Origin of the sequence: Desulfobaculum bizertense DSM 18034 (assembly GCF_900167065.1) — a bacterium.
GTDB classification, from domain to species: domain Bacteria; phylum Desulfobacterota; class Desulfovibrionia; order Desulfovibrionales; family Desulfovibrionaceae; genus Desulfobaculum; species Desulfobaculum bizertense.
Genome location: NZ_FUYA01000002.1, coordinates 363,853 through 387,510, shown reverse-complemented (window position 1 = coordinate 387,510; position 23,658 = coordinate 363,853). Strand labels below are relative to the sequence as shown.

Genomic DNA, 23,658 nt, shown 5'->3' with positions numbered 1-23,658 from the left:
CCGTTTGGGTTATGTCACAACCATAGCCCTGAATGAGAAGGGATTGAGATTTTGATTATCATTGTACCTCCAGTTGTTTGGGCGTCACAACCATAGCCCTGATTCAAAAGGGATTGAGCCCCCGTTACCGATACAGCGCAATCGGTCCACCCTAGTCACAACCATAGCCCTGAATGAGAAGGGATTGAGACATTTGTCAAGTCAGACAAGAAAGACCAGCGACTAGTCACAACCATAGCCCTGAATGAAAAGGGATTGAGACACTGTCTGCCAGAGTGCGGCAGCGTCAGACATAAGTCACAACCATAGCCCTGAATGAGAAGGGATTGAGACACGCATGGAGACCCGGCAGTTGAATACACGAGACTCGTCACAACCATAGCCCTGAATGAGAAGGGATTGAGACTGTGTTCAGGGCGAAGCCTCACAAGGGTGTTCACCGTCACAACCATAGCCCTGAATGAAAAGGGATTGAGACACGTACCCCTTGCCATATCCCCAAGACTCTATGTCGTCACAACCATAGCCCTGAATAAGAAGGGATATTCCTTTGCTTTCAGCCTGTTCCGAGTGTATAAGACAGACGTTTCATTCAAACGCCAAACCTATACAAAAGCACAGGCATGGATACAAACGCACACTACACGCTCACTCTCGGTGCTTTTCTGAACGCCATTGCAGCCCTGACCCTGCACGCACCAGATTCAGGCAGTCTGGCAAAAGAGCGCCAAAAATGGGCGGAAAATCTCCCGCTCCCTGCGGAGCTGGAAGGCATCCGGGACACGCTCAAAGCTCTCAGCCATGGCACGCCGCTCCCCGAACAAGAGCTTCTGCAACGGGCAGCAAAGTATGCCGCCCTGCCGTCTCCGGATGGCAAAGCCTCTTCCCATTACCTGAGCTGTGTTTTCCAGCATATTTCGCTCTCTGGAAGTACAGCAAAGCACGGCAAACAGCAGATATATGCCCCCAGCACGCTGGACAAGGCCGTCTTTCCTGTCGAGTCACTCCAGAAAGGCGCTTTCCCAGATCATGCAAAAGCATTCTGCGAGAAACTCCGCGAGCTGCCCACGGACATCGGCGCACCGCTTTTTCTCAAAGCCTTTCTCTCCCTGTGCGAAAACTTCCTGTGGTGCGTCCCCTTTCCCGGAACGACAACAGCAACCGGGTATGAGATCAGCGCCTATGACGCGGCACGCATCCAAAGCGCCATTGCTCAGGCTCTCCTTGTCGCAGAAGACAGCGACACGCCTTTCCTGCTTTGCGGCGGTGATATTTCCGGCATCCAGTCCTATATTTTCAATGCATCCTCAGAGCATTCCAAAGGGCTCGCGAAGTTCTATCGCGCACGCTCCTTCTATTTGCAGGCTCTGACCAAATCCGTTGTCCTCGCTATTCTGGACGCCACGGGTCTTGGCCCATGCGCCCAGATCATGGATGCAGGCGGGCGTTTTGTGCTCCTGCTTCCGGCAACAGATAAAATCAAAGCACAGCTCGCCACACTGGAACAGAAGCTTCAACACTGGCTTTTCGACCACTTTCACGGTGAGCTGGGCGTCTCGCTGAGCTATGACACCTGCCTCGGTACAGACGAACTTTCCGGACCAGCGTTTCGCGCGGCATTCGACCGCTTCAATGATGCGCTCGACAGCGCCAAGCTCCATAAATTTTCCCGCCTCATGCAGAGTCGCACCTCTCCCGTCTCTGATCTCGACTACACAAAAGGCATTTGTGAACTCTGCCGTCTGAACCCGCAAAGCGACACACTCAAACACAAAGACGTCCGTGTCTGTGAGCAGTGCCGCGCCCAGATTGACACCATCGGTTTTCGGCTTCCCAAGACGCAATACACCTATCTGATCTACGAAAAAAAGACGGCGGAAAAGCTGTCCCGTGATGAGGTGCCTCTTTTCAATGACATTTCGTTACGCTTTGCCGAAGAAATCGACGCAAAGGAGACCGCACAGGTCTTGGAAATCAGCAATATCCGCAACCGGGAAGACCACGCATTTCATCCGCTGGCAGCACATCTGCCTGTCTTTACCGAAGAAGACATTGCGCGCTGGGAAAAAGACGGACTGGGCGAAAAAGACGAGGAACAGCTCATACATCAGGGCTTGCCTGTCAAAAAGGATGAACCCAAAAACCTGAGCATGCTTGCGGAAGAGTCGCGGCACATGGAGTGCGATCCAGAAACGCAGGAAAACGCGCTTGTGGGCGTGGCGCTCCTCGGGACACTCAAGGCAGACGTGGACAATCTCGGTCTCATTTTTAGTGCCGGGCTTGGTAAGGCAATATCCATTGCAAACAGCGCGGCGCTCTCGCGCATGATGAACCACTTTTTTGCCTATCAGCTTGTTCAGCGCATCAAAAACGAATTCCCGAATATTTACGTTGTTTTTGCAGGCGGCGACGATCTCTTTCTTCTTGGCCCGTGGGACAACATTGTGGAGTTCGCAAAAATTCTCGCTGAGGATTTCAAAAGATATGTTGGCGGCAACCCGTGCATCACGCTTTCGGCAGGCATTGCCATCAGCAAGCCGCACGTCCCGATGCGAACACTGGGTGAACAGGCAGAAGAGCTTTTAGAGCGGTCCAAAGAATGGCGAGGGGATTCTAGCGGGGTCATTCAGAAAAATGCCGTCACGCTTTTTGACATCACGCAGAGCTGGAAGGACTTCCCAGAGCGGCTTGAGGAGGCAAAACTTTTCGAATCCATGCTTCGGACTGGCAAACTCAGCATGGGAAGCATCTTTCGTCTGCTTCACTACTCGCAGGAGGCACGGCGTGTTTACTGCGAGGGAAAGCTTGAACACATCATCTACCGATCACGGATGCACTACAATTTTGCCCGGCATATTGAGCCGCACATACAGCAAGGGGAAAGCGAATCTGGCGAGCAGGACATTGAATATCTGACGGCCAAAGAGGAAAAGCTCTTGAGCGCACTCATGACCGACCATAAAAAGCTTATTACCGCACGCCTGCCGCTGAGCTGCGCATTATATCGTCTGCGAAAAGAATAGAGAGGGGAAAATGGGGAATTCAAACACCACACAATCGTATACGTCAAATTCGATGGAAGAACTCGTCAAAGAGAATCTTTTCCCATCAGCTCACAATGACAGTGAAAACTGTCAACAGCTTACAAAGCTCCTGAGCACAAACGCAGAGGAAATAGCTCAGGTTCTTTGCAAAGAAAGAGCATTAAAGAACACGCAAATTCGACGCTTTTACAACGAAGTTCAACGACTCGATCGCCAGCTTCGGTGCCAATACCAACAGGACAAGAGCACAGCTTTTGAAAAGATTCTGCCCCACATCAAGCTCCTTCGCGCACGTGTCGCTTTTGCGAGTTCACGAGAAAATGGAAGCTTTACCCCGGCTTTCCGCACCTTTCTCGACAAGCGCATAGAGCAGATTACCAGCATTGAAGATTTTCGGGCATTTCTGCTGCACTTTGAGGCTGTTCTGGGCTTCTTTTCATACAAAAACAGGGGCTAACCACCATGCAATTTAAAAAATTCCATACCCTCTCTGGCGAAATCCGACTGGTCACAGGCCTGCATATTGGCGCGGGAAACGATGAAGTCAAAATCGGTGGCGCCCAAAACCCGATTATCAAAAATCCAGTCACAGAAGAACCATACATTCCGGGTTCTTCTCTCAAGGGTAAAATTCGCTCTCTTTTGGAAATGTACGCCCCAGATCTCAAAGGAGAAGACGACCCGAAAAACACTCCATGCGGCTGCGGGGACTGCACAGTTTGCAGGCTGTTTGGTAGCAGCAACACCAAAACCCCAAGCAACGGCCCGAGCCGACTGATCTTCCGTGATGCCCAGCTCTCAGAAACAGACAGGGAAGAATTTCAGGGCGGACGCCTTGAGATGGAACTCAAGCACGAAAACACGATTACGCCCAAAATAATAAAAGGAAAAAGAACGGTTGTGGCTAACCCTCGAACCGTAGAGCGTGTTCCGGCGGGAGTTCATTTCAATTTTGAAATCGTCATCCGCGAATTTGAAGATGATAAGCTTGCTGATACCCGTGATGCACTTGGCAAGAGCCTGCATTTTCTCGAAATGGACGCCTTGGGAGGCTCAGGAACGCGAGGATATGGGCAGGTCCAATTTGAGAACCTCCAGTTTGATGACAAGCCAACAAGCATAGATGAATTACGCAAGGACCCCGAAGCTAAAGCCGTAGACGAGGAGCGCTAAGATGCCCTTGTGCCGCTTTCAGCTTTTCCCTCAATCACCCTTTGCAACGCCACTCCGTAGCGACACCATCACGGGCATGCTTTTGAACCTGATCGCACTGCGCGATGGAGAATCACGACTCAAGGAATGCGTCGCCTCATTTGAAACTGACTCTCCAGAATTTTTGCTCAGCTCAGCATTCCCGCAAAACACTTTGCCTATGCCCTGCCTTCCTCTACCCAAACGAAGCGCCATGGCCCAGGGACAATGCGGACCTGAACTCATTACCCGAATTTCTGCCTTCAAAAAATTCCGCAAGCAGCGCTTCATTCCTCTGGAGCACTGGAAAAAGTGCAAAGACTCGCTTTCCCTTGCGGGGCTTTTCTCGCTTTTTGAAAAAGAGAGTGAACACAGCCCCATCGAGTCCCAAACGCAGACGATGTCTCATGTTTCCATAGATCGCGAAACACAGCGCGCCATAGATGGACTGCTCTACACCACAACGGAAACTTTTTATCCGCAGGGGACGGCTCTTGACCTCTACGCGCGGACAAAGAACCCCGAGGAACTGGAAAGTCTGCTCAACAATCTAGGCCGCTGGGGATATGGGAAACGGGCGAGCACGGGTAAAGGACAATTTTCCGTTACGCGCGATCAGGATTTCGATGCGAAAGCGCTGGAATCTGAGGGAACGCACCAGCTTTGTCTTTCTGTCTTGTCCGCGCAAGACATGTCTGGGATTGAAGGGACATTTCAGACCTTCCTCAAGCACGGTCGCGTGGGGAGCGCCTGCGCCGATGGACAAGCATTCAAAAAGCCATTCCTCGCTATAAAAGAGGGTGCAGTCCTCAGTTCCTCCCCCTGCGGAAGCCCAGTGCTACGGAATCTCCATTATGATGAACGCCTTGTGCATGTCACAGCACGGCTCTCTCTCCCCTGCACGCTTGCCACAGGAGTCTCCCATGCCTAAACCGCAGCACGTCCACTATTTCCGGCTCGACATCCTGACACCTGTTCACATTGGCTCAGGAGAATTGCTTGACCCGTCACAGTATCTGCTTTTGGGCGATGGCGAGCGCCAAGGATATATCTATTATCGCCTCGATCTCGACTCATGGATTGAATACCCTGAGAATAAAAAAAAACTTGCAGAATGGCTTGATGCTGGCAAATGGGAAGAAATCCGCCGCAAAATTCAGCATGAAACGCGCAAGGCACCAGACAACTACGCCTCTTTTCACATGTCATGCAGCGCGGACGGGACAAGTGAAGTAGACAACTATTTCAAAAAAATTAACGAGGGCAAAGAGCTTGGGAACTACTGTATCTCAGAAGCCCTGCATTCTGGTCTCGCTCATGATTTCCTTGTACCCGGCTCAAGTCTCAAGGGGGCACTGAGCACGATTATTGAGGCGAATCTCCCTCACTGTAGCCCTGCAAATTTCAAAATCCTCATGCACGGCCTCTCCGTATCTGACTGTGTTTTCCCTGTCGAAGCAGGACAGATATTTACCGCCGAAAGCTACAGCCCCAACAGAAAAACTCAGAGCAAATATTCTCCGATGGGTGTGTGCGAAGCACTGGCAGGAGAAATCAGCAGCGGCACTAAAGCATTCTCAAGCTATGGTCGCATCTGTCTGGAAGAAAAAGACAAAACAGGGGCATGGAATCCACGCATTGAAAAAGGCAGGGTGCAGATAGACATTTCCACACTCTTTAAAAAGTGCCGAGAATTTAGTCTCGTCCGGTATAAACATGAACGAGACACATTCTATACCAAAGACAAGGCCTCTGCAGTCGGTGACAGCCTCAAGCGCATCGACCCTCTTCTTGATAAACTTGGAGAAAAAGACGCCCTGCTCCGAATCGGACAGCATTCACACAAAGAAAGCTTCGAACCCCAAACACCCCCGTCTGAATGGGGCACAAGCCGAGGCTTAGCAAACAAACGGTATCCTTTCGGCTGGGTACGGCTCCAGCTTTGCGAAAAGGACGAGTACACCAAGTGGGTAGAGCTGCAAAATGCGCGAGAAAAACAGGCCCGCCAAGCTGACGCAGAGCGGCGAGATCGACTCGAAGTAGAAACTCAGAAACGAGAACAGAAAGAAGCTGAACGACTGGCAGAAGAGGAAAAAGAACGACAGCATCAGGAAATGCTCGCTCAGCTTCCCGATGAAGAGCGTGAACTCAGGGAGTTAGAAGAGCTACAGTTCGAAGAGAGCAGTATCGAAAACAAGGTATGGTTGCGCATCAAAAATGATGGGTACGCGTCCGAAGAAGATACGCGCCGAGCGGCACAGATACTGTGGGACTACTGGGTACGCGTTGAGAGCGGAGGCGGGAATCGCAAAACTTCTGGGAAAATAAGCAAAAAGCAAAAGCCCAAGCTAAAAAAAATCAAAGAAATTCTCGGTAAGAACTAGCGCACAAAAAGCCCCGGAAGAATGTCTCCCGGGGTAGCCTCTGCCTTGAGCTCAAGGAGCTATGCGTCAGAATTGAGAAATATTTTCATAGTGTAAATTATCCAACGCTTCTTTATATCCACATCCTTATCGACAAGCTTATAACGCCCTGTGAGCGGCAAATCACCATTTTTGTTCTGGACTCTTCCCCACTGCTGAGCGTGCGCCCTTGCGTCCACTTCTGAAATCAAATCAAGAGGCTCATCAGTAGCCCACTCTTCAACTTCTTTACCGTTTTTCTCAAATTGAACCTTAAGGTACTTTGGGAATGAATCTATCCATTGCCCTTTGATTCCCACGAGCCAGGACAAAAAATTCCCCACAGTCATAAAGACGGCAAAGACAAGGCTTATCGTTATGATTTCTTTACCAGCATCATGGGAAAAATAACTTATAGCCATTATCAGACCTATAAGGACTACGATCCAAACCACAGCGTGACGCCAATACCGCCCCAAAATAAACTTGTGCCACGGCTGCCCATTCTTCATCTGACTCACGATATCCATCCTTGAAATACATGTTTCACGATCACAAAACAAAAACATACTGTATTTTAAGGATATTTGCTACAACTTCACCCTGCAATGACTCCGAGAACACCACCATGAAATTCGAAGAACTTCTCCAGAGATGCGAATCTGAACTGAATAATTACGCACCCCAGATCCTAAAAAATCCTCAGAGCCTCAACGAACTCGAACAAATCTTCACCGCAACAGAACAGCATTGGCAAAACTATCTCACACGCCTCAACAGACTCTCCCCTGCAGGCGTCCAATACCTGCTTCTCACCGAGGCACCACCAAGCCAAGACATGAGTACTGTACGAAGCCCTGAATTCCCGCGATACGTATTTAACGCGGCCAGCAAAAACAACCGGCTCCTGGGGAACCTGTGCCGTATGTTTGTCTGGGAACCTCCGAAGAGCGGAAAAGAAAAGCTCGACCTTGTCGCCAGCCACGGTGTCCTTGTCATGGATGCACTCCCCTTCGCACTTCCCTATAAAACACGAAATAACGCGGCATATAGAAAACTCGTCGCCAAATGCTTCGAGCTGTACCTCGCTCCCCGCGTCGAAAACGCAGAGACCACATGGTCAAATACGCTTAAAATTGGCATCGGATATAAAAGCCTCGGGGAAGCCCTCATCGCAGAAAAGGCAACACTCCAGTTCTCGACTCTGAAAAAGACACAGCTCACAAGAAAGCACCTCGCCTACTGCTCGACACTCCCCTGTCCCGCTGCTCTCCGAGAAACGTTCGGCATACCAAAGCCTGAGTAAAAAAAATTATTCCTACAGCGAAAAAAACAGAAAGGGGTAGCCAGAATAGCTACCCCTTAAATATTCTAGTATTGGATAGAATAACTTACACAAAATCTTCAATTAAATTCAGAATATCATTCAAATATTCCGTCCCCCCCAGAATGGTCTCACGATCTTTAAGAGGAAAGTCACTAAACTCTGCCCGACTTGTTGGCTTCCGTTCTACAAATCTTTCTATCCAAATATCAGAAAGAATTGTCTGACAAACATCTTCATACTCGGGCTTTATCTTATTTTCTCGAAATTCAAACAGAGCATGGCGAAGCTCTTCATCCTCACTGTCACCAGACGTAGCGACAATATCCTTTTGCGGTTTGTAGCGCTGACCAGGGATATCTTCTGTAATCGTAGCAGACTGAACGACTGTGCTTTTGGCTACCAGTTCATCCAGCTTATCCATGAGCCTCGTTATTTCATTATCCCTGCTCTTAAACCAGTCAGTCGACCAAATACGATGAATATTCCATCCCTTTGATTCCAAAATAGACTGTCTCAAAATATCACGGTCCCGCACACTTTTTGCGGAATGATACGTCGCACCATCACACTCAATACCGAGGATAAATTCTCCTTCATGCTGAGGATGATACACACCTATATCAATAAAGAATCCTGCGACACCAACCTGGTATGCTGTTTTGTATCCACGCTGGTTTAACGCATAAGCAACTGCAATTTCAAAATCACTATCAGGCCCCCGGTCAGGATTAACTTCACCCCATTCTGGAATTCTCCCCGTCTCAACAAACTCGAGATAATTCCGCAGGGCGACAACTCCCTCCTTGGAGCTTGACGTCACTTTAATATCGGTCGAGCGAAGGGCGGTAAAAACATGAACCTGCTTTTTGGCTCTCGTTACAATGACATTCAGTCGGCGCCAGCCTGTTGCACTATTTATTGGCCCAAAACGCTGAAAGACCTGACCACTTTGTTTGTCGGGACCGTACGTTGTTGAAATAAAGATAACATCACGCTCATCACCCTGAACATTTTCCAAATTCTTGATAAAAAAGGAGTCGGGAGTATCATCCCATTTTTTTATTTTATCTTCCAACCATTTATCGCTGCGGCACAAGCGATCAAGTTCATCCTGAATCAATTCACACTGACTTGCATTAAATGTAGCAACGCCAAGGCTCAAATCACCATATTTTCGAAAATGAGTCCGTATAGCTTCAGCAACAGTCGTCGCCTCTAGTCTATTGACAACGCCACCTTTGGTTCCTTTCTGAGAGTATGAATTTTCAATATAGTGATGAAAAACACCAGTATCAACGCCTGTTTTATTTGGTGTTGGGAAAACGACCAAATCACCATGGTAAAATTGCGCATTTGAGAATGCAATCAGACGCTCATCCTCTGAACGATAATGCCAACGCAACCTATTGTTAGGAAAACAGTTTTGTGCAACATCCAAAATCGACTCAGCATTATCTGAAATTGTTTCATCATCACTGCTGATTTCAATATTCTTATCAAAGAAGGACGTTGGTGGAAGCTGTTTGGGATCACCAACAACTACAACCTGCTTTCCTCTCATTACAACGCCAAGAGCATCTTCTAATTTAAGCTGAGAGGCTTCGTCCATAATCACCAAATCAAACGTAACAGCACCAGGAGCCAAATACTGTGCGACTGACATTGGACTCATCATAAAACACGGCTTTAAAGCTTTGAGAGCACTGACGGATCGCATGACAAGTTGTCGTACTGGGATATGGGCTCTTTTTTTCCCGATTTCGTGTTTTATAAGGCTCAATTCAGTGTAATCACGGACTCGACCGTAACTCACACCAGTTGGAGGCCTTCTCTGAGAGGCTGCCCACGCAATTTTTTGCTGCGACAACCCTTCAAGCTCTTGCTCTATGCTCTGTAGCTGTGCGCGCACCTGCTCATATATTGCCCCCTGAAAATCTCTTAAAACTTTACTCCCGCGCACAAGTTCTCTGGCCATACTATTAAACATAGCATAGCGATAAAAAGAACTTGCCTCAGCAGAGTCAAGGTGATCATCCTCTACTTTTTCTACTATATCTGTAAGCCCCTTATCGACGAGTTTTTTCTTCAACCCTTGGCTGACCCGCCAACTCTGCAAATATAATATCTGGGACAACGCGCTTTGGAATTTGTCTAATGCACTTTCAACTGGACAAACGGCGAAATCACACCCCAGCCATTCATTAAGATTAAGGGGGCCTAAGTCCTTAAGTGAACAGAAATCTTCATTCAAAGCCTGAAGATACGCAGAAGACGAATGAGCAATTGAGACAAGCGTATTTATCCTAGAGGGAGTATGCTCTTTAAGAAGCCATCTTAAAATACGCGTCCCACAGCTTGGGTCCTCAACGAGAGAACACGTCCATTCCGTCATTTTAGCAATAGGATCAATCTCTGTTTCAATTCCACAAAAATAGTTTCCAAGTAATTCTTTGTATCTTAAATTTTGTTCAATATTCCTTTTTAAACTTATACATTTTTCAAATGTCCCTACAGCATTAATAAATTGAGTCACTGTCATCTTCTCAGAAACATTGAGGGCCAAAAGTCTGGGTAAATTATCAGCAACACCTTTTTCTATTTGCTCAATCTTCTGAGAAAAATCATCAAATGAAGTTTCACGTAAGAATCCCCGAACTCCAAAAACATCAAGCTGCTTTTCCATTTCTCCTTTCTTTAAACGAACGCATTCCGTTACATGCCGCAACATTTCTTGATAACGGGATATATCATTTAAAAGTTTTTTAGCTGAAGCTTCTGACCCTAATAAATAAGCAATCTTCCTTGTCGCCTTAACTTGGTTCTCAAGCTTAGCCCAGTCTGTATCAATACCTATAAATTTAGGTCCAAACAGCGTTGTATAATTTTCATCTTTTCCAAAAGACTCAGCTTGATCCAAAAACTCAATCAGGCACTCCAGATCATCAATGCTCTCTAAAGGTTTTGATTGGTTTTCCTTCGCTCTAAACGCTACAAATTCTTTTTGAGCTTGTTTATACGAGGAAGAAAAAAGACGACCGAACATACCTGGACTATTCCGAAAAACATTCACAAGAGCTCTAATCGCATGAACTCCTGGGGCTTTTTCTAGAACGAATAGCTTTGTTAGCTTTTGTTTTTTTTCTAAGATGTTAGAGGCATCCCCCGTTGCCTCCTCTAAATATTGGAGACCAAGCCGAGAAACATGTCCATCATAAATGTGGAGTCCAAAAGAAGGTGGTAACCGCTCAAGGAAATCTGACAACTCACATATTTTTTCACAAAATATAATGTTTAGGACAAAACCAGGATACAACCCCGCGACGCTTTCTGTATCTCTTGTAAGTTCATCCCGAAGTTGGATAAAATTCTTGCCTAGTTGATGCACTTTCTCCAAATCACCAAATGACCACGAACCCACTCTCATTTCTTTAAGATGTTGGGCTGCGTTCTTTGCCTTCTCGACATTATCAAATGGAATTCCTTCAAATACACCAAACGTGGAAGTACACACATTTACGAGATTATTATATTCATTTAACTCACGAATCAGGCGCTGAATAACATCTCTTCCTTGTGCCTGTTCTAGAACTCCCCCCAAATCTTGCATCCAAGGACGAGGTATACTCTGCAATTTTTCCAAATTAACATTAGAAAAACGACGGAGTTCTCCAAAAGAAACATCAGCCTTAATTCCAGAAGATTTCAACTTGGAAAGTAATCCCTGCGTCTTTTCACTCGCATCTTCCAAAACAAACTGAACCTTTCGTTCATCCTCAGAAAGAACAACCTGGGGGACAAACCCAGACCAAGCTTTCACCGCTTCTGGAGGCAATTTTTTAAAAAGACGAGAAAACTCTTCTAACTCTTCCGCGGTAACATCAATAGTTTGTTGGTCAAGATCCAATGCATGATCATACACAAAATCGCTGTCCGGGCTGGTTACTTTTGTTCGCCACTTCTCCGCCTCGCCTAATATCTCATACGCAGATTTTCCAATATTCCCCCTCGAAGCCATAAGCTCATCATAATAACTTACAAGCCGGCTTCGATGATACTTTCGAAGTTTGATTTTTGAATCAAAGCCATTTGATTTAGAATAGGAGTGCTTCAAACGGCTTTCTAAATCAGCATGCAACGCCCCCTTTCTGCTTTGGTGGCTATGCAGCTCTAGGCAAAAATCACCCAGATTAACATTATTCAATCTCTTTCTAACGACATCTAAGGCTGCTTTTTTCTCCGATACAAACAAAACAGTTTTTTTCTGGCTCAAAGCAGCTGCTATCAAATTCGCAATTGTCTGGGATTTGCCTGTTCCAGGGGGGCCATGCACCACCATATTATCATTCCCAAACAAAACATCATTAATCACAGAAAGCTGTGACCCATCTGCATCCAATACAAGAGGTATCTGATCGACAAGATTCGAATCATCGGGTTCAGGATCTTCCCCCCAAAGACTATCGTTTCGATCTTGTTTATCTCTACCAACTAACAACTCAGCAATAGCCTGATTATCTAAGGGGCCTTTCCCTTTTGGCCAGGCACTCTCATCCAAATCTTTGTAAATACGCAACTTTGAAAAACTAAAAAAGCCAATCACCATCTCTCGATGGATTTTCCAACCTTCTTTTCCTTCCACAACACGTGCGACATCCTCAAAATACACCTCAGGTTTTATCCCCGGAGCAAATTCAGGAAGCCTTAAACCAAAATTTTTATCTAAAAGCTCCGCTAACGATAAATTTGATTCAATATATTCGGTACTAAAGGCCACTTCAAATGCATACAGTTCATTCTCGCGATTCACTCGTCTTTTTTCTATCTCAAGAGGAATAAGCACAAGAGGGGCTTTAAACTTCTTCTGAGAATCATCAGCCTGGGTCCACTCAAGAAAACCAATTGCCATGTACAGCAAATTGGCTCCAGTCTCATTTATTGCCGCCTTAAAATCACGAGTGACCTGAGTACATCTTTTTTCAAGTTGCTTCTTAATTAAAGGAGTCTGTAAAAATTTATCTTTATGCTTTTCACTCTGCTCGGCTACATCTTTGGGAAGTTCATTCGACAAATCAATAGAGCATGTGTCCTGAACCTCATCTAGCTGCTTATCCGTGTCACATTCTAAATTCGAACAGTACAAAGTACGGGCATACTGATGCGCAAATTTCGCCACTGGAGATTTTTTAGAGTACTGTTCCTGAACTGCTGCAAAAGATCCCAGGGCCTCTACTCTCTCACTTATAAAACAAACTTGTTCAGATTCAAGACCATATTTTTCACAATACTTTTTTGCTTCACTACTTGTTAATGGTTTGATTTGTTTTGATTCTTGAAGAGCTTTACCCTCAATTTGCTCTTCTTTTGGAGGGTCATAAGAAATAAGCTCCATTGACTGTCCTCCACCAACAAGCATATCAAAAACCTGATCTGGTAGCTCATCAACGATGCGTATCGTCTTTTTCGATTCCCTAAAATTAAGAAGTCGATTTCTTCCGGTCAGATCAAGCAATTTCTTGCGAACATTTTCAAGACTCTCTTGAGCTAACTTTTCTAAATTATTCTCTTCTAAAAAACTGGCCGGCATTTATATCTCTCCCTGTTTTTAACGACTTCCCAATATCTCTACATCAAAGTTGTTTCAAGAAATCTTTAAAGAGAACCAGTTTAAAACTCACGACTTCTTCAAAAACTCCCGTACGGATAAATATCAACATCCTTATCAATAAACGTATTTTTCTAGAAGGGAGTTTTTATGAACGCAGACAAAAAGCCCTCTCCACAAAATCACATCTTAAAGCCTTGCTCGCCACCTCCAAACCAAAGGGGTATGACAGGCTCATCGCAACTCGTCATATCACGAGTAAAAATCTCCTTCTCACAAGCTTTCTCGAAAAAGCAACCACACCAGATCATCTTTTCTTCTTAGGAAACGTCGACAATGGTGCATCCCTTGGCAAAGCAGCTTGGCAACGGCGCAAGAATATTGGATGGACCCAAAAGCAACTTGCGGAGAAGAGTTGCGTGGGCGTTCGCTTCATCTCTGAATTTGAAAGCGGGAAATCTACTGCAAAAATCACGGATATTTTCCAACTCCTTGACGCCTTGGATCTCCAGTTTCTCAACCATTGGCACAATACAGAACAAAATAAGCTCTCGCTTTTTCATTAGACTGTTTTTTAAATTATTAACGGCTTCATAAAAAAGTCCCCAAAGCCGCTTAGCTCTGGGGACTTTCATTCCTTTTTTTTGCCACTCATCCATGCCCAGCAACAGGGAATGGAATAATCTTTCGGCCAGATGGCGAGTCGGTATCTCCCAGCCACGAATCAAGCAATGAGGACCACTTCTGCATAACTTCATTCTTCTCTTTAAGGTGGTCAGATCTATCGTAGTGGATCTCACCGACACCTTGCTGCCCGTGGTTAAAGTAAATATTCAGCAAATACCCGGGCACGCCCGCGTCAGCTAGCCGAGTTCTGCATGTTCGCCGGAGGTCACGCGGAGTAAAACGCTCCATCGCAATATCCTCACACATTCTTCGCACCGCCCTATTCAGGCTAGAGCAAGGCATCGGACTTTTTGGCGTCCCTTTCTTTGGAAACAAGTAAGGTCCATCCACCTGATCGAAACGCTCTTTTACAAGACTGAGGGCTCGCTCCGAGAGTGGGAGCTTGTGCTGACGTCTGTTTTTTGAACGCCCGCCTGGAAGAGTCCACGTCCCTGCCTCAAGGTCAAACTCAACCTTTGATGCCTGAAGGACCTCATTCACTCGAGGTTCTCCTATTGCAATGAGCAGTTGCAATGCCTGCACCGTCGCAGAATCACAATGACGCTCTGCAATCCCGTTCCAGGCGCTTTTTATTTCCTGAGAAGACAAGTTACGATTTCCTGGCTTTATCACATGATGATCCGCAGGAATCGCAGCAACAGGATTTACGGACAACCCAAATGAAACCTCAGAATGGGCCCGTGTATAGTCATGTTCGTTGCCAATTCCAAAATTAAAAGCAGCACTCAAATAAAGCCGCATATGATGGGCCATGCTCTTGGATCGATCGAGATACAAACTCCTCAAAAAAAGCTTCACATCACTCGTTCTAACGTCCATAGCAGGCTTCGTTCGTCCAAGTGCATTCGCTGCATTATTCTTTCCCGTAAGGAGAGACCGCTCAACTTCACCAACACTCTTTCGCTCTCGCTGACGCAAATTCTCCACGTACCCCTGAAAAAGCTCCTCTACTGTACCCTTCTGAGCTTTCTTTGCTGCAGCCTGGCGCTCTCTTTCTCGGAGCTCTCTGAAACTTCTGGGGCCATCACCTGTTTTGGCTGCATTCTTAAACTTCATAAGACACTGAACAGCTTTTTCCACTGTCCATCCTTCACTTGACCAACCAAGTCCTTCTTCACGCCTTTTACCGTCAACCTGAAAACGAATAAAAAAGTAACGGTCCTTGCGTATTCCATGCTTTCGCTCTTCATGCTCGTAATAGCGAACGCCGGGGGCCGCTGTTATCATTTTTCTGGACATAATCTCTCCCTCACTTAGCTACCAAATTCTCCCCCCATTCTCCCCCCACTTGTACCGTGCAAGCACGGTAAAACGTGGGTAATCTCGTGAATGAAGAAAATATACTTTAGTCATAACTATAAGCCGGATAAGGACAAATGTGAACATCTGTGCAGAAGCCAGAAAAGCATTCGTAATCAGTAGGTCGTGTGTTCAATTCACATCGCTGGCTCCAGAGAATTCAAGGGTCTACAAACTCCATGTTTGTAGACCCTTTCTTGTTTTGCTGACGCATAAAATTTCTAAACTTTTTGTCGACTGCCGCTTAATTTTGTATACTATATCAAATAGTAAAGAGTAGCTTTGTGCCCTTTTTGCAGTCAACTTGAGAAAGCATCCCCTTCTCCTTTTCTTTCCACACCTCTCCCTCCCCTAGCAGAGTTCCAATTCACAGCATAATACAAGGCTTCATCTTTATTACTTATCCGTAGAAAACAATTTGAAAACATATTATTCGAAGATATGTTTTACGCCCACTCAACAGAGAACCCACAAAAAAACACGTGGCAGTCTCTCATTACTCATCTCTCCGGAGTCAGTGCTCTCGCTAAAGAATACGCGTCTTCCTTCAACGCCTCTGGATGGGGAGAAGCAGCTGGCATCTTTCATGATCTGGGGAAAGCCACCCCACAGTTTCAGAAACGCCTCGAAGGGGGTCCGCGAGTCGACCATTCCGCTGCAGGCGCACGCTATCTTTGGGATAAAAGCGCAAGTCACGGAGCACTTATAGGACAAGCTATTGCAGGCCATCACACTGGCCTCAAGAATAGTGCTGACGTTCTCCCCCGCATTCAGTCTTTCGACCTGCATCCTGCAACAAAAGCATTTGCTCAAAGTTTGGAGAATACTCTTCCTAACGCTCTCCCCTTCAACATGCAGACAGGCTTTGAGCGATCCTTTTTTATGCGTATGCTTTATTCCTGCCTTGTAGATGCTGACTTTTGCGATACTGAACGTTTTCTCGACACAAAAAAGTCCGCCTTACGAGGTCACTCGTCATCTCTTAACGATCTTCATGCAGCGTTCATCTCGTATATGGAGAAGCTCACACAAAAGGCTCCTACCACCTCTATCAACACCCTGCGCCAAAGCATTTATTCATATGCGCTCAAGCAGGCAGAACGAAAACCGGGACTTTTTACCCTTACAGTTCCAACTGGCGGCGGAAAGACTCTGACTTCCCTTGGCTTTGCGTTAAAACATGCACAGCAACACGGAATGCGCCACATCATATACGTCATCCCATACACCAGTATTATAGAACAGAACGCCACAGTTTTTGAGAAAGCGCTTGGTACAAAGGTCCTTGAACACCACAGCAACTTTAATTTCAAAGAATTAAAAGATTCATATGGCCCGCAGGAAATGGACCGAGCTTTGCTCGCCACTGAAAACTGGGATGCTCCAGTCATTGTGACGACAAGCGTCCAGTTTTACGAATCGCTTTTTGCCAACAAAAGCTCTCAATGTAGAAAACTCCACAATATTGCTGAAAGCGTCATCATACTCGATGAAGCTCAGATGATTCCAACGCCATACCTTTTCCCCTGCCTCGAAGCCATCAATGAACTGTGTACCCATTATTCATGCAGCGCAGTTCTATGCACAGCCACTCAGCCAGCCCTGCGCACACAAGACGGTCTAAAAGCAGGCCTGAACCTCCCCACGGAAAGAGAAATTGCACCTAACCCGCAAGAACTTCAGATAAAATTCAAACGAGTCGAAGCGCAACAACTCGGTGAAATTGATGAGAACACTTTACTCAAAAAAATCAGAGCGGAAAAACAGTCTTTATGCATTGTCAATACTCGAAAGACCGCACAGCGCCTCTTTGAAGGTCTAAAAAAAACTGAGGGAATATTTCACCTCAGCACTCTGATGTACCCCTTGCACAGAAAAGACGTTCTCTCTGAAATTCGCATAAGACTTTCCGAAGACAAGCCCTGCACGGTCATCAGTACCCAACTAATCGAAGCCGGAGTTGACGTCGATTTTCCAAGGGTCTTCCGAGAAGAAGCTGGACTTGATTCCATTGCTCAAGCCGCAGGGCGATGTAATCGGGAAGGACGGCGAAAAAAAGGTCTGGTCTCTATCTTCCAGCTCGAAGGCTCCTACAACGTACACTTTGCAGCACAATGCAGCGCCGCCAGAGAAGCTCTTCGTCCCTGCCCCCAAGACATTCTCGGACTTGATGCCATTAAAAAATATTTCCAAAAACTTTTCTGGGAGCTTGGCAAAGAGCAACTCGACAGCAAACAAATCATTCCTCGCCTTGAAGAAGGCGCCAAGTCGCTCCGTTTTGACTTTGAGGATATTGCTCGCGACTTCCGCATTATTGAGACTCAGACACAAGCCGTTGTTATCACCAAAGATGAAGAGCCTCGGCGAATTGTAGAGAAACTCCGTTTTGCCCCTCCCTCACGGGAAGACCTGCGCGAATTGCAACAATACACTGTGCAAATCTGGCCGCATGAACTCAGAAAACTTCAAGCTGCAGGAGTTGTTGAGCAAGACTCACATGAGCTTTTTCACATCCTCTTAAATAATGATTTGTACTCTCCTTATACGGGTCTGAGTTGCGACGATCCCACCCATATTTCAACGGAAACACTCACCAATTTTTAGGAACTTCGCACCGGAGGAACTATGTCTTTTGGTATCAAACTTCGCGTATCAGGCGACTTTGCCTGCTTTTCTCGACCAGAGATGAAAGTCGAGCGCGTCTCATATGACGTTATAACGCCCTCGGCAGCACGAGGCATTCTGGAAGCAATCTACTGGAAGCCAGCTATTCGCTGGATCATTGACCGCATTCACGTCATCAACCCTATCCGTTTCACAAACTTCCGCCGCAATGAAGTTGAAAACAAAATTCCCTTCAACAACATCACGAAGACAATGAAGCGCGGCGAAGGACAACTCGTCCAGTTTGCAGACAAAGAACGGCAACAACGTGCATCAATGCTTCTTCGGGATGTTGAATATGTCCTTGAAGCTCATTTTGAAGCAACTGGAACTGGCGATGGTGGCAACACAGGAAAGCACGCGGACATATTCCGCAGACGTGCAGAAAAAGGCCAGTGCTTTCATCGCCCCTATCTTGGATGCCGTGAATTCCCCTGCGATTTTGCGCTTCTCACAGGCGACACGCCAGCAACTCGAATATCCAGCCCGGCAGAATCCACCCGCGACCTCGGCTTCATGCTCTGGGATATTGATTTTGCACACAACAACACCCCTATGTTCTTTCACGCCCGCATGGAAAACGGCATTGTGGATATTCCGCAGCCTAACTCATCCGAGGTTTTGTCATGATTCTTACTGCTCTCAATGACTATTATGAAAGAGTCGCAGAGGAACGCCCAGACGACATTCCATCATTCGGTTACAGCTTTGAAAAAATTCACTTCTGCATCTTGCTGGACAAACAGGGACGGCTCATAGAAATCACTGACATCCAGAATTATGAAGGCAAAAAAGCACGCCCCAAAATTCTGATTGTCCCTGAAAGCTGCAAACGCTCTGGAGCAAACAATTACAAACCTTTTTTCCTCTGGGACAACACGTCATATGTGCTAGGGGCCGATGACAAAAAGAAACCACAGGACACACTCAATAAATTCAATAGCTTCAAAGCTCTCATTGACGAACAGCTTGCAGATACAGAAACGCCAGCTCTCAAGGCCGTTCACAATTTCATCATGTCGTGGGACCCTGCCCTCGCACCAGAAATTGCAAACTGGGAAAACATTGCGGGCAAAAACTGTGTTTTTCGCCTCGATGGAGAACTCCAGTACGCACATGACGACGAGGAAGCTAAAACACTTTGGCGCGCCCTTCGTTCTCCCAAAATTCTTGGAGATGGGCTGTGCCTCGTTCGTGGAGAAAAAGGCCCAATTGTTGACATTCACCCAGCCATTAAAGGCGTCGCAGGCGGTCAGTCCAGCGGTGTAAATATTGTGTCATTCAATACGGGATCATTTGAATCATACGGGAAAAAAAGTGGTGCCAACGCTCCAGTCTCAGACCTTGGAGCATTCCAGTACACCACAGCCCTGAATTATCTGTTGCGCCCAGGAAGTCGCCAACTCGTTCGCATTGGAGATACGTCCACACTCTTTTGGACAGAAAAGGCAAGCCCAGCAGAGGATATACTTGGACCTCTCCTTTGTCCGCCTGATCCTGAGACCAAAAAAGAAAAGGGAAAGACTGTTCCTGACCTCTCCGAGGAAACCAAAAAAATCTATGACACCCTAAAAAGAATACGTCAGGGAAAACACCTTACAGAATATGATCTTGATGATTCCGTCTTTTGCTACGTTCTTGGGCTTGCGCCTAACGCCGCCCGTCTCGGCATTCGCTTCTGGGAAACAGGCCCCCTCTCGCTCTACCTCAAACGTATAGGGCAGCACTACCGTGATATCGAAATAGAACGTCAGTACGCATCGGAAGCCCCATTCCCTTCTCCCAACCCTTTACTTCTCGAAACCGCCGCGCTTCGGAAATATGACAATATTCCACACGTCCTGAATGGTGCTTTGCAAAACGCCATTTTCCTAGGGACGCGATATCCGCGGGCGCTTTTGACCGCAGTGCTTCAGCGTCTCCACGCAGACGGAAAAATCAATTATCTCCGGGCATCACTCATCAAAGGCTATCTCGTCAGATATTTTCAGGCCAATCCATCATCAAAAGACATGGAGGTTACCGTGAGTCTCAATACAGAAAGCACAAATCCAGCCTATCTTCTTGGTCGGCTCTTCGCAGTTTTAGAAAAAGCACAGCTTGATGCTTTGGGAAAAATTAACAGCACAATCAAAGACCGCTACTTCGGTGCAGCATCCTCGCACCCGCGAACTGTCTTTCCAATGCTCCTGAACATGGCTCAGCACCACATCAGCAAGGCCCAGTATGGAGTCACAAGCGACAAAAAAATTGCTGAAATACTGGATAAACTCGAAAATTATCCCTCAGTGCTCACCCTTGAACAGCAGGGGCTGTTTACTCTGGGATACTATCATCAGCGTATTGCTCTCTATCAGAAAAAAATGAACACGCAGGAGGCGTAAGATATGTCTGCTTTAGAAAATCGTTATGAATTTACTCTGCTTTTTGACGTCGAAAACGGCAACCCTAATGGTGATCCGGACGCAGGCAATATGCCACGCATGGACCCAGAAACCAGCATTGGGCTTATTTCTGACGTCTGCATGAAACGCAAAATCAGAAACTATATTTCCCTTGCCAAAGGTGAAGAGCAGGGATGGAATATTTACGTTCAGGAAAGCTCTGTCCTTTCTGAAAATAGACAGGGAGCCTACGACAGTGAAGATGTTTCCAAAATAAAAGACAAAAAGGAAAAAACACTCAAAGCTCGCGACTGGATGTGCAGAAATTTCTTTGATGTCCGTGCCTTTGGTGCTGTCATGTCCACAACGACAAACAACTGCGGACAGGTTCGAGGCCCCGTTCAGCTCAGCTTTTCCAAGTCCATTGACCCTATTTTCCCTCAGGAAATCAGTATCACCAGAATGGCAGTAGAAACGGCCAAGGAAGCAGAAAAACAGGATGGCGGTAACCGCACAATGGGCCGCAAATTCCTTGTTCCCTATGCACTGTACCGCCTTGACGGCTATGTTTCTGCACCCTTTGCCCAACAGACAGGTTTCAGCGATGAAGACCTCGAAATGCTTTGGACTTCACTGGTAAACATGTTCGATCAGGATCACTCTGCAAGCCGTGGCAAAATGTCAGCTCGCAAGCTTGTCGTCTTCCGCCACGACTGCAAACTCGGCAATGCCCCAGCTCAAAAGCTGTTTGATCTGATTTCCGTCAACAAAAAAGCTGAATGCGAAGGCCCGGCACGAGCCTTTGCAGACTACGCTATTGAAGTGGACGCAGCACAGGTTCCACAGGGAGTCGAACTTCTCGAAAAACTGTAACTCTGGAGAGGGCCATGTACTCTGAAGACGAGCTTCTTCCCATTTCTGCGCTCCAGCATCTTGCGTTCTGCCCGCGACAATGCGCGCTTATTCATATTGAGCGAGTCTGGGCAGAAAATCTGTACACCGTCGAAGGGAATATTCTTCACGAAACAGTTGATGCGGGGCAGGATGAAACTCGCCCAGATGTCCGCATGGCCCGCTCCTTAGAGCTTCGATCTTTACGACTTGGACTTGTGGGCATTGCAGATCTTGTTGAATTTTCAACGAGTCAGCCCACAGTCCAACCTATAGAATTTAAGCGAGGACGAAAAAAAGCGTCAGACATTGACAGAATACAACTGTGTGCACAGGGGATGTGTCTTGAAGAGATGCTTGACTGTTCTGTTGATTCTGGAGCCATTTTTTATGGAAAAACCCGGCGTCGCGAACAGGTAATGTTTGACGACACGCTTCGGGAAAGCGTGGAGAAAACAAGCAGGGACCTCCACCAGCTTATTGCTTCAGGAAAGACCCCCGCCCCAATACTGGGACCACACTGTGATGCGTGCTCACTTCGACAGTATTGTCTTCCACAGACATCTCACCGCAAGCATCGTGTCGAGGCATGGCTCGCCCGCATGACCAAAGGAGATTCCAATGCGTAAACTTCTCAACACGCTTTATGTCAGCACACAAGGCGCATGGCTTTCCAAAGAAGGCGAGGCTCTCAAAATACGACATGAGCACAAAACGCTCGGAATGCTTCCTCTCAATGCGCTCTCTGGAATCGTCTGTTTTGGCCAAGTTTCTGTCAGCCCTTACCTCATGGCGCACTGCGCGGAGCGAGATATTTCTATCAGCTATCTTTCTGAACAGGGTAAATTCCTCGCTCGCGTACAGGGAGCTGTTTCGGGAAACGTTCTCCTCCGGCGAGACCAGTATCGCATGGCAGACACTCCAGCCATCTGTTCACAGGTTAGCGCCAATATCCTTGCTGGAAAAATCAACAATTCAAGAATGGTTTTACTTCGCGCTGCTCGAAAAGCCAAAGAGGCTTCTCATCTTCAGAGGGCGTGCGACTTTTTGCAGACCCAGCTGGAAGCCTTATCCCCAAAAATTCCGACAGAAAGACTCCGAGGCATCGAAGGAGACTGTGCAGCAAGTTACTTTGGAAATTTTGATGCACTCATTTCGTCAAAACACAAAGCCTTTCATTTTGCAGGACGAAACAGACGCCCGCCCAAGGACCCCATAAACGCCCTTCTGTCATTTGTTTATGTTCTTCTAATGCATGATGTTCGCTCAGCGTGTGAAACATGGGGCCTAGATCCGCAAGTCGGTTTTCTCCACTGCGACAGACCGGGGAGACAAAGTCTAGCCCTCGATCTCATGGAAGAATTTCGCTCACCTCTTGCAGACCGAGTCTGCCTCTCACTTGTCAACCTTGGTCAGGTTTCACCTAAGGGATTTACACAAAGTGAAACAGGTGGTGTGCGAATGGATGATGACACGCGAAAAACAGTTCTCACTGCATGGCAAAATAAAAAAGCCGAAGAGATTCAGCATCCATTTCTCAAGGAAAAGATGCCATGGGGACTCGTTATCCACTCGCAGGCAGGACTTTTTGCTCGGTTTATTCGTGGGGATATTGACGGCTACCCGCCACTTATATGGAGGTAAGAATGCTCGTTCTTGTGACATATGATGTTGCCACCTCTGAACCGGGTGGCACAAGACGTCTTCAAAAGGTCGCCCGCCAATGCCAAAATTTTGGACAACGCGTGCAGTATTCTGTTTTCGAATGCGACATTGATCCGGGAGAATGGGCACAGCTCAAGCACAATCTTATTGAAATCATTGACGAAGAAACAGATAGCCTCCGCTTCTACTATTTAGGATCAAACTGGAAGCGACGAGTTGAGCATGTTGGGGCAAAGCCTGCGATGGATCTTGATGGGCCTCTTGTTTTTTGACAACTCAAGAGGCTTGCGCCAACCCCAAGCACACATGAAATCCCTGGGGGGTTGGCGTTTTTGAAACATCCTGTTAAATCAAATAATTAGCTTGCTGGTCATTTTACTTTTCCTTTTTTCCCTGTGTCAAAAACGCAGGTTGGCGGAAACGCCCCTCGGAAGCCTTGTATACCGGGGGTTTTAGACCGCCGCAGTCGCTCCCTCCACGGGAGCGTGGATTGAAACGCGGG

General features: G+C 46.9%; 17 protein-coding genes. 14 read left to right on the top strand and 3 right to left on the bottom strand.

The window, feature by feature from the left end; genetic code table 11:
- The first annotated feature begins 623 nt into the window (after positions 1-623).
- Genes cas10 through B5D23_RS04505 form a run of 5 tightly spaced genes read left to right on the top strand, consistent with a single transcriptional unit; the run spans position 624 to position 6,619 of the window.
- Positions 624-3,023: a type III-A CRISPR-associated protein Cas10/Csm1 gene (gene cas10, locus B5D23_RS04525; RefSeq protein ID WP_078684219.1), complete on the top strand. Its 2,400-nt coding sequence runs from the start codon at positions 624-626 to the stop codon at positions 3,021-3,023.
- A gap of 10 nt (positions 3,024-3,033) precedes the next feature.
- A complete protein-coding gene (csm2, locus tag B5D23_RS04520) occupies positions 3,034-3,501 on the top strand; it encodes a type III-A CRISPR-associated protein Csm2 (protein ID WP_078684218.1) in 468 nt (155 codons plus the stop codon).
- A 5-nt stretch (positions 3,502-3,506) separates the two neighbouring features.
- A complete protein-coding gene (gene csm3, locus B5D23_RS04515) occupies positions 3,507-4,217 on the top strand; it encodes a type III-A CRISPR-associated RAMP protein Csm3 (protein ID WP_078684217.1) in 711 nt (236 codons plus the stop codon).
- A 1-nt stretch (position 4,218) separates the two neighbouring features.
- A complete protein-coding gene (gene csm4, locus B5D23_RS04510; protein WP_078684216.1) occupies positions 4,219-5,166 on the top strand; it encodes a type III-A CRISPR-associated RAMP protein Csm4 in 948 nt (315 codons plus the stop codon).
- A complete protein-coding gene (locus B5D23_RS04505; RefSeq protein WP_078684215.1) occupies positions 5,159-6,619 on the top strand; it encodes a hypothetical protein in 1,461 nt (486 codons plus the stop codon). The genes csm4 and B5D23_RS04505 overlap by 8 nt, the downstream gene beginning before the upstream one ends.
- Positions 6,620-6,678: 59 nt before the next feature.
- Here B5D23_RS04505 and B5D23_RS04500 read toward each other — a convergent pair whose 3' ends face one another.
- Positions 6,679-7,158 (bottom strand): hypothetical protein, encoded by a 480-nt coding sequence (locus B5D23_RS04500; protein ID WP_078684214.1) that lies wholly within the window; start codon positions 7,156-7,158, stop codon positions 6,679-6,681.
- Between the two features lie 107 nt (positions 7,159-7,265).
- Here B5D23_RS04500 and B5D23_RS04495 point away from each other — a divergent pair, with 107 nt between their 5' ends.
- Positions 7,266-7,943 (top strand): hypothetical protein, encoded by a 678-nt coding sequence (locus tag B5D23_RS04495; RefSeq protein ID WP_078684213.1) that lies wholly within the window; start codon positions 7,266-7,268, stop codon positions 7,941-7,943.
- Between the two features lie 85 nt (positions 7,944-8,028).
- Here B5D23_RS04495 and B5D23_RS04490 read toward each other — a convergent pair whose 3' ends face one another.
- Positions 8,029-13,548, bottom strand: a complete 5,520-nt coding sequence (locus tag B5D23_RS04490) for a DUF4011 domain-containing protein (RefSeq protein ID WP_078684212.1) — start codon at positions 13,546-13,548, stop codon at positions 8,029-8,031.
- Between the two features lie 215 nt (positions 13,549-13,763).
- Between B5D23_RS04490 and B5D23_RS14905 the strand changes: the two genes are divergently transcribed.
- A complete protein-coding gene (locus B5D23_RS14905) occupies positions 13,764-14,132 on the top strand; it encodes a helix-turn-helix domain-containing protein (RefSeq protein ID WP_200803624.1) in 369 nt (122 codons plus the stop codon).
- 85 nt (positions 14,133-14,217) lie between these two features.
- Here B5D23_RS14905 and B5D23_RS04480 read toward each other — a convergent pair whose 3' ends face one another.
- Positions 14,218-15,492 carry a site-specific integrase gene (locus B5D23_RS04480; protein WP_078684210.1) on the bottom strand — a complete coding sequence of 425 codons (1,275 nt, stop codon included), beginning with the start codon at positions 15,490-15,492 and terminating at the stop codon, positions 14,218-14,220.
- 501 nt (positions 15,493-15,993) lie between these two features.
- Between B5D23_RS04480 and B5D23_RS04475 the strand changes: the two genes are divergently transcribed.
- Genes B5D23_RS04475 through cas2 form a run of 7 tightly spaced genes read left to right on the top strand, consistent with a single transcriptional unit; the run spans position 15,994 to position 23,428 of the window.
- Positions 15,994-18,156: a CRISPR-associated helicase/endonuclease Cas3 gene (locus B5D23_RS04475; protein WP_078684209.1), complete on the top strand. Its 2,163-nt coding sequence runs from the start codon at positions 15,994-15,996 to the stop codon at positions 18,154-18,156.
- Between the two features lie 21 nt (positions 18,157-18,177).
- Positions 18,178-18,846 (top strand): type I-C CRISPR-associated protein Cas5c, encoded by a 669-nt coding sequence (cas5c, locus tag B5D23_RS04470; protein WP_078684208.1) that lies wholly within the window; start codon positions 18,178-18,180, stop codon positions 18,844-18,846.
- Positions 18,843-20,600 (top strand): type I-C CRISPR-associated protein Cas8c/Csd1, encoded by a 1,758-nt coding sequence (gene cas8c / locus B5D23_RS04465; protein WP_078684207.1) that lies wholly within the window; start codon positions 18,843-18,845, stop codon positions 20,598-20,600. The genes cas5c and cas8c overlap by 4 nt, the downstream gene beginning before the upstream one ends.
- Before the next feature lie 3 nt (positions 20,601-20,603).
- A complete protein-coding gene (gene cas7c, locus B5D23_RS04460) occupies positions 20,604-21,473 on the top strand; it encodes a type I-C CRISPR-associated protein Cas7/Csd2 (protein WP_078684206.1) in 870 nt (289 codons plus the stop codon).
- Positions 21,474-21,487: 14 nt separating this feature from the next.
- The gene (gene cas4 / locus B5D23_RS04455) at positions 21,488-22,120 is read left to right on the top strand and encodes a CRISPR-associated protein Cas4 (RefSeq protein ID WP_078684205.1); all 633 of its coding nucleotides are present in this window, start codon (positions 21,488-21,490) and stop codon (positions 22,118-22,120) included.
- A complete protein-coding gene (gene cas1c / locus B5D23_RS04450; RefSeq protein WP_078684204.1) occupies positions 22,113-23,135 on the top strand; it encodes a type I-C CRISPR-associated endonuclease Cas1c in 1,023 nt (340 codons plus the stop codon). The genes cas4 and cas1c overlap by 8 nt, the downstream gene beginning before the upstream one ends.
- Positions 23,136-23,137: 2 nt before the next feature.
- Positions 23,138-23,428, top strand: a complete 291-nt coding sequence (gene cas2 / locus B5D23_RS04445; protein ID WP_078684203.1) for a CRISPR-associated endonuclease Cas2 — start codon at positions 23,138-23,140, stop codon at positions 23,426-23,428.
- The last annotated feature ends 230 nt before the right edge of the window (positions 23,429-23,658 follow it).